This is a genomic window from Streptomyces sp. NPDC127038 (assembly GCF_042725875.1).
Classification (GTDB): Bacteria; Actinomycetota; Actinomycetes; order Streptomycetales; family Streptomycetaceae; genus Streptomyces.
The window spans coordinates 1-12,489 of the sequence record NZ_JBHXDQ010000046.1 but is presented as its reverse complement, the minus strand read 5'-3'; the positions used below and the strand labels follow the sequence as shown (position 1 = coordinate 12,489).

The window sequence follows — 12,489 nt, the reverse complement described above, 5'->3', positions numbered from 1 at the left end:
CGTCGTCGATGTCTGGTGCGCAGGGAAGGCCGGGTGTCCCCGAGAAGGCGGGCGCGGTGCGGCGGGCGGGGGCCCAGGGACGCGGGGGAGCGGCCCCGGGCACGCCGGGACGGGCCGCCTCGGCACCGGGCGGGCCGGAGATGTCGGTCGGGACGGCCTTCGCCGGGATGCGCCGCGTCGTCGAGGTGATGTTCAAGGCCGCCTGCCCCGACTGCCGGGCCGGTTTCGAGCTCACCCCCGGTGCCCTGCGCCTGGCCATCGGCGCCAGCAGCCGCACCACGTTCTACTCGTTCACCTGCCCCGCGTGCGGGTCGGCCGTCCGCAAGCCCGCGGGCGAACGCATCGTGGAACTTCTCACCGGGGGCGGGGTCCGCACGCTGCGGCTCCACTCCACCCTCTAGGGTCGTGGTCATGTTCTGGCCGATGTTTGCGATCGCCGCGGGTTTCCTGGGAATCACGGTTCTCGGCGTTCTCGCCGTCCGTGTCTTCGTCGAGGCGGAGCGTCTGGGGAGGCAGGTGGCCGACTCGGCGCGCCGGGTCGGTGCCGCCTCGGAGGACCTGGAGAGGGCCGCGGCCGGGGCCGCGCGATCCATGGACGCGGTCTGAGCCGTCCGCGGATGCAATGCGTCACGCCAGCCTGTCGACTTCGTGCCTTGGCCAGGTACGCTCAGGGTCAGGGCCCGGAGAATGAGGCGCGGGCCGCGAACTGGGCGTACGCACGGGGATTGCCCCGCGTTCACCCATGAGCGTTACGATCGCTGACAACGCGATGATCGGACACATGTCCGGTCGATCGGACAGCACCCTGACCATGCAGCCTCGGTGAGAAGGTAAAGACTTATGTTCCGCAACGGACTTGAGCCGTGGCACCTGCTGATCCTCGTTGTCGTGATCGTCCTCGTCTTCGGCTCGAAGAAGCTGCCGGACATGGCGCGCTCGCTCGGCAAGTCCGCCCGCATCCTCAAGAGCGAGGCCAAGGCGATGAAGGAGGAGGGCAAGCAGCCCACCACCTCCACCCCCGCCGAGTCCGCCGACGAGCCCACTCCCGCCCAGCGTACGATCCAGGCCTCTCCCGGGGACGTGACCAGCTCACGCCCGGTCAACGAGACCACGGACACGACCCAGCGCTGACGCGAGGACCGGGCCATCCGGTCCGTTGCACGAGATGAGGATGTGGGTTGCTCAAGTCCGCCCGCAAAGAGGAGAGGGATCCCGAGGGCCGGATGCCCCTCGCGGATCACTTGCGTGAGCTGCGCAACCGGCTCGCGAAGGGTGTCCTGGCGATCCTCGTTGTCACGATCGTCGCGGCCTTCTTCTACAGGGACATCATCGATGTCATCACCAAGCCGATGCTCGCAGAGATCGGCTGTCACCAGTCCTTCGGCGAGCTGACGAAGGCCAAGAACACGCACTGCGCGCATCTCACGGTCAGCGGCCTGCTGGCGCCGTTCACGCTGGCCCTGAAGGTCGCGCTGACGGCGGGTGTCGTGCTCGCGTCCCCGGTCTGGCTGTACCAGCTGTGGGCGTTCGTCGCCCCCGGCCTGCACCGCACCGAGAAGAAGTACGCGTACGCGTTCGTCGGCATCGGTTTCCCGCTCTTCCTGGCCGGCGGATTCCTCGCGTTCCACGTGCTGCCCACCACGGCCAAGGTCATGATCGACCTCACGCCGAGCGGCGCCGAGAACCTGCTGCCGCTGGACGATCTGCTGGACCTGATCACCCGCATGATCGTCGTCTTCGGTCTCGCCTTCGAGATGCCGTTGCTGCTGATCCTGCTGAACCTCACCGGTGTGCTGTCCGGCAAGCGCATGCTCGGCTGGTGGCGCGGCATGATCATCGGCATCACGGCGTTCTCGGCCGTGGCCACGCCCAGCCCCGACCCGATGACGATGCTGGCGCTCGCCTCACCGATCTGGGCGCTGTACTTCATCGCCGTCGCCGTGGCGTTGCTCAACGACCGGCGCCGGGCCCGACGCGACGCCGAGGGCCCCGGTGACGACGAGGCCTCCGATCTCGACCTCACCCCCGAGGCGATCGGCGCCATCGAGCCCGTGACGGCCAGCCGGAGCCTTCCGGAGCAGGCCGGCCCGGACCGGGTCAACGGTTATGACGACGTGACCTGACGGAGCCCGGGACCTCGTAGGGTCACCCTGTGACCAGCGAGATCACCCTCATCGTCAACCCCACCGCGGGCCGCGGCCGGGGCGCCCGAGCGGCGCTGCCGGCCGCTTCCGCTTTGCGTGCCGCGGGATTCTCCGTCGACACCGTCCAGGGCGAGGACGCGGCGGACGCCCTCGCCCGGGCCCGCGAGGCGGTCGCCGGCGGCACCGGCGCCCTCGTCGCGGTCGGCGGGGACGGCATGGCGAACCTGGCCCTCCAGGCCGTCGCCGGGACCCGTACACCCTTCGGACTGGTCGCGGCCGGGACCGGCAACGACTTCGCGCGGGCCCTCGGCCTGCCCGTGGCCGACCCCGCGGCGGCGGGCCGGATGATCGCCGAGGCGCTGCGGGGCGAGCGGCTGCGCGAGGTGGACCTGGGCCGGGTGAACGGCACCTGGTTCGGCACCGTCCTCGCCTCCGGGTTCGACTCCCGGGTCAACGACCGCGGCAACCGCATGCGCCTGCCCGTCGGCCGTTTCAAGTACGACGTCGCCATGGTCGCCGAACTGGCCGCCTTCCGGCCCGTCCCGTACCGCATCACGCTGGACGACGGCGGGACCCGGGACGTCGAGGCGACCCTGGTGGCCGTCGGCAACGGGTCCTCCTACGGCGGCGGCATGAGGATCTGTCCCGGCGCGAGCCTCGGTGACGGGCTGTTCGACGTCACGGTGGTCGGGGACTGCTCCCGCGCGACGCTGCTCAAGATCTTCCCCCGCGTGTACCGGGGCACCCACGTCGGCCATCCCGTGGTGAGCGTGCACCGGGCGGCCCGGGTCGAGCTCCTCGCGGAGGGCGTCACCGGGTACGCGGACGGCGAACCGCTGGGCCCGCTGCCGCTCACCGCGGAGTGCATACGGGCAGCTGTGCGCGTCGCACTTCCCTGAGCTGCGGGGATCCGGGGTTTCACAGCTGCTTATCCGGATAATGATCGTCCTTGTGTCAGTGCCTCCCGGTAGTCTCGAAAGCACGATGACAGAGGACCTCTCACCGGCCGAGCGGTACGCGGCAGCACGCAGGCGCGCTGCCGAGCAGGCCACCGCGCTCGCGTCCTTCCGCGAGATGTACGACTTCGGCCTCGACCCCTTCCAGATCGAGGCCTGCCAGGCGCTCGAAGCGGGCAAGGGCGTGCTGGTGGCCGCGCCCACCGGCTCGGGCAAGACGATCGTCGGCGAGTTCGCCGTCCACCTCGCCCTCCAGCAGGGCAAGAAGTGCTTCTACACCACGCCGATCAAGGCGCTCTCCAACCAGAAGTACGCCGACCTGTGCCGCCGCTACGGCGCGGACAAGGTCGGTCTGCTCACCGGCGACAACAGCGTCAACTCCGAGGCCCCGGTGGTCGTCATGACCACCGAGGTCCTGCGGAACATGCTGTACGCGGGCTCGCAGACCCTTCTCGGCCTCGGCTATGTGGTGATGGACGAGGTGCACTACCTCTCCGACCGCTTCCGCGGCGCCGTCTGGGAGGAAGTGATCATCCACCTCCCCGAGTCGGTGACCCTGGTGTCGCTGTCGGCGACCGTGTCCAACGCGGAGGAGTTCGGCGACTGGCTGGACACCGTGCGTGGCGACACCCAGGTGATCGTCTCCGAGCACCGGCCCGTCCCGCTGTTCCAGCACGTGCTCGCCGGACGGCGGATGTACGACCTCTTCGAGGAGGGCGAGGGCCAGCGCAAGGCCGTCAACCCCGACCTCACGCGCATGGCGCGCATGGAGGCCAGCCGTCCGTCGTACCAGGACCGCAGACGGGGCCGCGCGATGCGCGAGGCCGACCGGGAGCGTGAGCGCAGACAGCGCTCGCGGATCTGGACGCCCGGCCGGCCCGAGGTCATCGAGCGGCTCGACGCCGAAGGACTGCTGCCCGCCATCACGTTCATCTTCAGCCGCGCGGCCTGCGAGGCCGCCGTGCAGCAGTGCCTGTACGCGGGGCTGCGGCTGAACGACGACGCGGCGAGGGCCCGGGTCCGGGAACTGGTCGAGGAGCGGACCGCCTCCATCCCGGACGAGGACCTGCACGTCCTCGGCTACTTCGAGTGGCTGGAGGGCCTGGAGCGCGGGATCGCGGCCCACCACGCGGGCATGCTGCCCACGTTCAAGGAGGTCGTCGAGGAACTCTTCGTGCGCGGCCTCGTCAAGGCCGTCTTCGCGACGGAGACCCTCGCGCTGGGCATCAACATGCCCGCCCGCTCCGTGGTGCTGGAGAAGCTCGTCAAGTGGAACGGCGAGCAGCATGCCGACATCACGCCCGGCGAGTACACCCAGCTGACCGGCCGGGCGGGCCGCCGCGGCATCGACGTCGAGGGCCACGCGGTCGTGCTGTGGCAGCGCGGCTTCAGTCCCGAGCACCTCGCGGGACTCGCGGGCACCCGCACCTATCCGCTGCGCTCCAGCTTCAAGCCCTCGTACAACATGGCGGTGAACCTGGTCGAGCAGTTCGGCCGGCACCGCTCGCGCGAGCTGCTCGAGACCTCCTTCGCGCAGTTCCAGGCCGACAAGTCGGTCGTCGGGATCTCCCGGCAGGTGCAGCGCAACGAGGAGGGCCTGGAAGGCTACAAGGAGTCGATGACCTGCCATCTCGGCGACTTCGACGCCTATATGGGGCTGCGCCGCGAACTGAAGGACCGCGAGACCGAGTTGGCCCGGCAGGGGATGTCGCAGCGCCGCGCCGAGGCGGCCGTCGCCCTGGAGAAGCTGAAGCCCGGTGACGTGATCCACGTGCCCACCGGCAAGTACGCGGGGCTGGCGCTGGTCCTCGACCCCGGGCTGCCCGCCGGGCGGTCGAACGGCCACCGCGGCTTCGAGCAGCACGACGGACCGCGCCCGCTGGTGCTGACCGCCGAACGCCAGGTGAAGCGGCTGGCCTCGATGGACTTCCCGGTGCCGGTCGAGGCGCTGGACCGGATGAGGATCCCCAAGTCCTTCAACCCGCGTTCCCCGCAGTCCCGCCGGGACCTCGCGTCCGCGCTGCGCACCAAGGCCGGGCACATCGTCCCGGACCGGCACCGCAAGCGGCGCTCCGAGGCCGCCGACGACCGTGAGATCGCCCGGCTGCGCACGGAGATCCGCGCGCACCCCTGCCACGGATGCAACGACCGCGAGGACCACGCGCGTTGGGCCGAGCGCTACCACCGGCTGCAACGGGACACCACGCAGCTGGAGCGCCGGATCGAGGGCCGGACGAACACCATCGCCCGCACCTTCGACCGGATCGTGGCCCTCCTCACCGAGCTGGACTATCTGCGGGCCGACGAGGTCACCGAGCACGGCAAGCGGCTCGCCCGGCTCTACGGCGAACTCGACCTGCTGGCCAGCGAATGTCTGCGGGCCGGCGTCTGGGACGGGCTCTCCCCGGCCGAACTGGCGGCCTGCGTCTCGGCGTTGGTGTACGAGTCCCGGGTCGCCGACGACGCGATGGCGCCCAAGGTGCCGTCGGGCAAGGCCAAGGCGGCGCTCGGCGAGATGGTCCGGATCTGGGGCCGGCTGGACGCGCTGGAGGAGGACTTCCGGATCAACCAGACGGAGGGCGTGGGCCAGCGCGAGCCGGACCTCGGCTTCGCCTGGGCCGCCCACGAGTGGGCCTCGGGCAAGGGCCTGGACGAGGTGCTGCGCGAGGCCGAGATGCCCGCCGGCGACTTCGTGCGCTGGTGCAAGCAGGTCATCGACGTCCTCGGCCAGATCGCCGCCGCCGCGCCCGTCTCGGGCGGCGAGAGGTCGACGGTCGCGAAGAACGCCCGCAAGGCGGTCGACGCCCTGCTGCGCGGAGTGGTGGCCTACTCCTCGGTCGGCTGAGGCCGGCCGAGGCCGACGGATTGTGGCCGGCCCCGCGCTCGCGGAGCCGGACCGGTGCGGCCGGTGGCGTGCGTCTCCCCGCCCGGGGAGGGGCGCACCACCGGCCGCACTCGTTTCAGCGGCCGAGATACGCGCGCCAGCCCCCGTACGAGGTGATGTCGGGCGCTCCGGCCGCCGCGCCGGGTTCGCACAGGAAGCCGGGCACCCGGGTGCCGTCGGCCAGTTCGACACTGCCCAGGGCCATCGGCCGGGGGAGCGCCGCCAGCAGCCGCCCGAGGCCGTCCGCGGGCAGGCTCCACACCTCGGCCTCGACGGCCGCGCCGCCCGCGCCGACATGGACGAGTCCCGGCTTCGGCGGGCTGGTGTCCAGGACGTGCAGGCGGTAGACGGCGGCGGTCGTGGTCGTACGGTCGAGCCGGGCGCCCAGGGAGAGCAGCTGGGGGTTGAGCGGCTGGCCCGACAGATGCGCCCCGACCACGGCCAGACGGGTCCCGGGCTCCAGCGAGCGGGCGATGCGGGAGAGCCGCTCGTCGGTGAAGGCGGGCCCGATCAGCATCACCCCGAAGGGAAGCCCCGCCGGTGTCAGGCCGGCCGGTACGGCGACCGCCGCCAGGTCGAAGAGGTTCGTGGAGTTGGTGAAGCGGCCCAGCCGGGCGTTGGCGCCGAGCGGATCGGCGGCGACCTCGGCGAGCGTGGGATGCCCGGGCGTGGTGGGCAGCAGCAGCGCGTCGGCGTCGCCCAGTTCGGCGAGCGCCCGGGCGCGCAGTCCGGCCAGCCGCTCCTGGTCGGCGTACAGCCGGTGGGCGGGGACGTCCCGGGCGCGGGTGATGATCCCGGCGACGGTCGGGTCGAGCCCGGCACCTCCCTCCGCGGTCTGCTTGTCGACAAAGCTCCCGACCGCGGTGTAGCGCTCGGCGACGAAGGCGCCCTCGTAGAGCATCGCGGCGGCCTCGGTGAACGGGGTGAGGTCGAGGGTGCGCACCTCGGCCCCTGACGCGGCGAGCCGGTCCACCGCCTCCTCGTAGGCCTGTGCCCAGCCCTCGTCCAGTTCGCCGAGCTGTGCCGTCGGCGCGACGGCCACGCGCCAGGGGGCGGGCGCTCGCTGTGTCAGGGGCGGCAGTTCGCGTGCGGAGGGGGAGGTGAGGTGGGCGAGGGCCTGCTCGGCCTCCGGGAGGGTGCGGGCGAAGACGGTGACGCAGTCCAGGGAGGCGCAGGCCGGGACGACGCCGGTGGTGGGCACCAGTCCGCGGGTCGGCTTGAGGCCGACGATGCCGTTGAACGCGGCGGGGACGCGGCCGGACCCTGCGGTGTCGGTGCCGAGGGCCAGGTCCGCGATGCCGAGGGCGACCGCCACGGCCGATCCCGAGCTGGAGCCGCCGCTGATCCGCTCCGGGTCCAGGGCGTTGCGCACGGCGCCGTAGGGGGACCGGGTGCCGACGAGGCCGGTGGCGAACTGGTCGAGGTTGGTGGTGCCGAGCACGACGGCTCCGGCCGCGCGGAGCCGGGCGACGGCGGGGGCGTCGGCCCGCGGAGTGTAGGCGTAGTCCGGGCAGCCGGCGGTGGTGGGCAGCCCGGCCACGTCGATGTTGCCCTTGACGGCGAGGAGCCGCCCGGCGAGCGGGAGGCGCTCGCCGGCGGCGACCCGTTCGTCGACGGCACGGGCCTCGCCCTCGGCCTCCTCCTGGGGACGCAGGCCGATCCAGATCTCGGGACGGTCCACGGCCTCGATGCGGGCGTACGCCAGACGGACTCGGGTGAGGGCGGACATCGGGGCTCCTCGTGACGGAGGTGGTGCGCGGGCGGAGAGGGGGCGAGCGGGGGCCGTGGACGGGGGTGGAGCGGCCGGAGACCGGCGCGAGGACGGGGTCCAGGCCGGACCGAAATGGCCGGTGCGGTGGTGGTCGAGGCCGGGCGCCGTGCCCGGACCGGTGGGAGCCGGTCCGGGTGCGGGCGGATCGGGTGGAGGGCGTCAGGGTGCCGGGAGTTCCGGGGGTGCGAGGACGAGCAGGGCCGTGCCCGCCTCCACATGGTCGCCGGGGCGGGTGAGGATCTGCCGGACCACGCCGTCGATCGGGGCGGGGACACGGGACTCCATCTTCATCGCCTCCAGGGCGAGCAGCGGCTGCCCCGCCGTGACCCGTTCGCCCGGTGCCACGTTCAGCTGCCACACCGAGGCCGCGAACTCGGCCTCGACGAGCCGGCCGCCCTCGGGGACGCGCACCTCGACGGGCGGGGCCGGCGGGGCGGCCGCCGCCTCGGCGCGGGCGAACTCGCCCGCCGCCTCCCAGGCGTCCCGTTCGGCCGAGAACGCCCCGCCCTGCCGGGACCGGAACTCCGCTATGGAGGCGGCGTTCTCGGCGAGGAAGGCCTCGTACGCGGCGAGCGAGAAGGTGCCCTCCTCGACGCGTGGCACGAAGCGGCCGGAGACGATGTCGGCCCGCAGCTCCAGCAGTTCGTCCGCCTCCACCGGGTACCACTTGATCCGGTCGAAGAAGCGCAGCAGCCAGGGCGAGCCCGGCTCGAACGCGCCGCGCTGCTGCCACGCGGACCACACCTGGGTCGTACGGCCCACGAACTGGTAGCCGCCGGGGCCCTCCATGCCGTAGACGCAGAGGTAGGCGCCGCCGATCCCGACCGAGTTCTCCGCGGTCCAGGTACGGGCCGGGTTGTACTTCGTGGTGACCAGGCGGTGCCGCGGGTCGAGCGGGGTGGCGACCGGCGCGCCCAGATAGACGTCGCCGAGGCCGAGGACCAGGTACTCCGCGTCGAAGACCGTGCGGTACACGTCGTCCACCGAGTCCAGGCCGTTGACGCGGCGGATGAACTCGATGTTCCACGGGCACCAGGGGGCGTCGTCGCGGACCCCGGCCATGTAGCGGGCGATGGCCTCGCGGGTGGCGGGGTCGTCCCAGGACAGCGGGAGATGGACGGTGCGGGAGGGGACGACGAGCCGGTCGGTCGGGGGCAGGGCGCGGACCGTGCGCCGCACGGTGTCCAGGAGTTCGCGCTGGGGGAGCCGGCCCGGGTCCGTCTGGATCTGGAGCGAGCGGATGCCCGGGGTCAGGTCCGTGACGCCGTCGAGCCCCGCGGCCGCCACCGCCTCCATCAGGGCGTGGACCCGCATGCGCAGGGCGAGGTCCAGTTGCATGGGCCCGAACTCGACGAGCAGGTTGTCGTCGCCGCTGCGCCGGTACGTCACGTCGCCGTCCCGGGCGAGGATCCCGCCGTCGGCGATCTCGGGCCGCGCGGAGCCGTCGTCGGCGAGCGGCACGAAGCGCACGGTGTCGCCGGGGCGGAGCTGGCCGAGCTTCCAGCGTTCGGTGCTCACGACGGTCGCGGGGCAGACGAAGCCGCCGAGGGAGGGGCCGTCCGGGCCGAGGAGCACCGGCATGTCACCCGTGTAGTCGACGGCGCCGACCGAGTACGGGGTGTCGTGGATGTTCGAGGGGTGCAGGCCGGCCTCGCCGCCGTCGGTGCGGGCCCAGCGGGGCTTGGGTCCCACGAGCCGCACTCCGGTGCGGGCCGAGTTGAAGTGGACCTTCCAGTCGGCGGCGTAGAAGTCGTGGATGTCGTCCTCGGTGAAGAACTCCGGTGCCGCGTGCGGTCCTTCGAGGGCGCCGACGTGCCACTCGGCCGTGAGGGCGGGGCGGTCCGCGGCGGGCACGGGCGTCCCGGACTCCGTGACCGTGCCGCCGTGCAGGACGTCACCGGTGCGCAGGGTGCGGCCGCCGTGCCCGCCGAACCGGCCGAGCGTGAACGTGGCGGCGCTGCCGAGGAAGGCGGGCACGTCCAGTCCGCCGCCCGCGAACAGGACGTAGGTGCGCAGCCCGTGCCCGGAGGGTGCCCCGACCTCCAGCACGGCACCGGCCGGCAGGGTCAGCGGCTCCCACTGCCGGACGGCGGACCCGTCCACGGTGACCGGTGCGGGAGCGCCGGTGACGCAGACCGTCGTGGCGTGGGTGAACCTCAACGCCGGTCCCTGGAGGGTGCATTCGAGTCCCGGCGCGCCCTCGGGGTTGCCGAGCGCGCGGTTGCCGAGCCGGAAGGAGAGGTCGTCCATCGGGCCGCACGGCGGTACCCCGACCTGCCAGTAGCCCCTGCGCCCCGGCCAGTCCTGCACGGTGGTGAGCGTGCCGCCCGAGACGACCTCGACCCGCGGGGTGGGATCGGCGACGCCGGCCAGGGTGGCCGTCGAGTGCTCCGCGCCGCGGAAGGAGGGTTCGGCGAGCGCGGCCCGCACGAGGCCGAGGTTGGTCTCGATCCCGTCGATCCGGGTCGCGGCGAGTGCCTCGTCGAGGCGTTCCAGGGCCTCGGCCCGGTCGGCCCCGTGGGCGACGACCTTCGCGAGCATCGGGTCGTACGAGGTGGTCACCTCGGTGCCCGTCTCGACCCAGCCGTCGACGCGGACCCCGGCGGGGAACGCGACCCGCGTCAACAGGCCGGCGCTGGGCCGGTGTTCGCGGGAGGGGTCCTCGGCGTAGACGCGTGCCTCGACGGCGTGCCCCCGGGGTTCCCCCGGTTCCCGGACGACCTCGGACTCGCCCCGGGCCAGGCGCAGCATCCAGGCGACCAGGTCGACGCCGTAGATCTCCTCGGTGACCGGGTGTTCCACCTGGAGGCGGGTGTTGACCTCCAGGAAGTACGCCTCCTCGCGGGCGGCGTCGTAGACGAACTCGACGGTCCCGGCGGAGCGGTAGCCGACGGAGGCGCACAGGTCGCGCGCGGCGGAGGCGAGCCGTTCGCGCACCCGGGCGGGCAGGCCGGGGGCGGGCGCCTCCTCCAGGACCTTCTGGTTGCGGCGCTGGAGCGAGCAGTCGCGGTCGCCGAAGGTGACGACCCGGCCCCGGCCGTCGCCGAAGACCTGGACCTCGACATGGCGGGCGTGTTCGACCAGGCGTTCAAGGAAGACCCCGGCGGAGGAGAAGGAGGCGGCGGCGACCCGCTGCACCCGGTCCCAGGCGTCGGTCAGTTCGGCGGCGGACCGGCAGGCCGACATGCCGATGCCGCCGCCACCGCCGGTGGCCTTGAGCATGACGGGGTAGCCGATGCGGCCGGCCGCATCCAGGGCCTCGGGGAGACCGGGGAGCAGCCCGGTGCCGGGTGCCAGCGGGACGCCTGCGGCCTCGGCCGCCGCTCGCGCCGTGTGCTTGGCGCCGAACAGCTCCAGCTGCTCCGGTGTCGGCCCGACGAAGACGATCCCGGCGTCCTCGCAGCGCCGGGCGAAGGCCGCGTCCTCGGACAGGAAGCCGTATCCGGGGTGGACGGCCCCGGCTCCGGTGTCCTTGGCGGCCTTCAGGACGAGGTCGGCGTCGAGGTAGGACTCCTTGGCGGGGGCCGGGCCGAGCCGTACGGCCTCGTCGGCGAGCCGGACGTGGGGCGCGGCCCGGTCGGCGTCGGAGTACACGGCGACGGTGCGCAGGCCCAGTTCGCGGGCCGTGCGGATGATGCGGACGGCGATCTCGCCGCGGTTGGCGACCAGGAGGGTGTCGAAGCTCATGCGGGGTCCCCGATCGTCATGGCGACCGCCGTCGGCTCGAAGCCGTTGCACGGGTTGTTGGTCTGGGGGCAGTTGGAGACCAGCACGATCACATCGCGTTCGGCGCGCAGGGTCAGGGTGAGGCCGGGGGCGGAGATGCCGTCGACGATGCCGAGGGTGCCGTCCTTCTCGACCGGCACGTTCATGTACCAGTTGATGTTCGACACGAGATCGCGCTTGCCGAGGCCGTGACGGGCGCCCTCGGCCAGGAAGTTGTCCACGCAGGCGTGCTGGGACCAGGTGTGGTGGCCGTAGCGCAGGGTGTTGGACTCCTTGGAGCAGGCGCCGCCGACCGTGTCGTGACGGCCGACCTCGTCCGCGACGACCGTCATCAGCGGGGTGTGCTCGTTGGACATCAGCACGCTTCCCGTGGTCAGGAAGATGTTCCCCTGGGCCTGGATCGTGTCGGGGGCGCTGTAGCGGACGGCGGTGTCGGCGGCGTCGTACACCAGGAAGTCGACGGCCTGGTTGCCGTGCAGGTCGGTGACGGTGAGCGTCTGGCCGGCGCGGACGACGGCGGACCAGGCGGCCCGGGCCGGGACGGTGACGTGCGTCATGCGAGCCCCCTCGTGGCAAGGAATTCGGCGGTGTTGAGGAAGGCGCGGCGGCCTTCGGGTGTGGCCTCCCACAGCGGGTCGCCGGCCGCGGTCGGCCGGGCGCGCCAGGCCAGCACCTCCAGCGGGGTGCTCGTGTAGGCGGGGCGCGGGTCGGCGGGGTGGGGCACGTTGGCGAGCAGCACGGTGAGGTCCTGCTCGGCGCGCAGGGTCACCGCGGCGCCGGGTCCGGCCGAGCCCGTGAAGAGCGGAGCGCCGTCCTCGGTGATCTCCACGCCCTGGAAGAAGGAGAGCGAGGGCGGCAGGTCGCGGGGTGCGAGGCCGTTCTTGGCGGCGGCCAGCTTGAACAGCTCCCGGCCGGCCGGGGACGCGGACTGCGGGGTCCCGTCCCCGTAGCGGTCGGTGTTGCGTACGAGGGTGGAGGTGCCGCACAGGGCGTCGTGCCGTCCGGAGG

Annotated in this window: 10 protein-coding genes; 6 read left to right on the top strand and 4 right to left on the bottom strand. The window is 72.9% G+C overall.

What is annotated here, in order from left to right:
- Positions 1–140 precede the first annotated feature (140 nt).
- From ACFWI4_RS27270 to ACFWI4_RS27245, 6 genes are all read left to right on the top strand, one after another.
- Positions 141–401: a hypothetical protein gene (locus ACFWI4_RS27270; protein ID WP_103553753.1), complete on the top strand. Its 261-nt coding sequence runs from the start codon at positions 141–143 to the stop codon at positions 399–401.
- 10 nt (positions 402–411) lie between these two features.
- Complete coding sequence (locus ACFWI4_RS27265; protein ID WP_385403723.1) at positions 412–606, top strand: hypothetical protein; 195 nt, start codon at positions 412–414, stop codon at positions 604–606.
- Between the two features lie 234 nt (positions 607–840).
- Positions 841–1,131, top strand: coding sequence for a Sec-independent protein translocase subunit TatA (gene tatA / locus ACFWI4_RS27260; RefSeq protein WP_385403720.1), 291 nt, complete (start codon positions 841–843; stop codon positions 1,129–1,131).
- 47 nt (positions 1,132–1,178) lie between these two features.
- The gene (gene tatC / locus ACFWI4_RS27255; protein WP_387201113.1) at positions 1,179–2,123 is read left to right on the top strand and encodes a twin-arginine translocase subunit TatC; all 945 of its coding nucleotides are present in this window, start codon (positions 1,179–1,181) and stop codon (positions 2,121–2,123) included.
- Between the two features lie 29 nt (positions 2,124–2,152).
- Positions 2,153–3,043: a diacylglycerol kinase gene (locus ACFWI4_RS27250; protein ID WP_385403716.1), complete on the top strand. Its 891-nt coding sequence runs from the start codon at positions 2,153–2,155 to the stop codon at positions 3,041–3,043.
- Between the two features lie 40 nt (positions 3,044–3,083).
- Positions 3,084–5,945, top strand: coding sequence for a DEAD/DEAH box helicase (locus tag ACFWI4_RS27245; RefSeq protein ID WP_387201110.1), 2,862 nt, complete (start codon positions 3,084–3,086; stop codon positions 5,943–5,945).
- Between the two features lie 115 nt (positions 5,946–6,060).
- On the opposite strand, the gene atzF is transcribed toward ACFWI4_RS27245, so the two are convergent.
- From atzF to ACFWI4_RS27225, 4 genes are all read right to left on the bottom strand, one after another.
- Positions 6,061–7,713 carry an allophanate hydrolase gene (gene atzF / locus ACFWI4_RS27240; RefSeq protein WP_387201107.1) on the bottom strand — a complete coding sequence of 551 codons (1,653 nt, stop codon included), beginning with the start codon at positions 7,711–7,713 and terminating at the stop codon, positions 6,061–6,063.
- A 201-nt stretch (positions 7,714–7,914) separates the two neighbouring features.
- Positions 7,915–11,442, bottom strand: coding sequence for a 5-oxoprolinase/urea amidolyase family protein (locus ACFWI4_RS27235; RefSeq protein ID WP_387201104.1), 3,528 nt, complete (start codon positions 11,440–11,442; stop codon positions 7,915–7,917).
- The gene (locus ACFWI4_RS27230; protein WP_385403707.1) at positions 11,439–12,038 is read right to left on the bottom strand and encodes an urea amidolyase associated protein UAAP2; all 600 of its coding nucleotides are present in this window, start codon (positions 12,036–12,038) and stop codon (positions 11,439–11,441) included. The genes ACFWI4_RS27235 and ACFWI4_RS27230 overlap by 4 nt, the downstream gene beginning before the upstream one ends.
- Positions 12,035–12,489 (bottom strand): DUF1989 domain-containing protein (locus tag ACFWI4_RS27225; protein WP_387201100.1); only part of this gene is annotated, 455 nt, incomplete at its 5' end. The genes ACFWI4_RS27230 and ACFWI4_RS27225, both read right to left, overlap by 4 nt.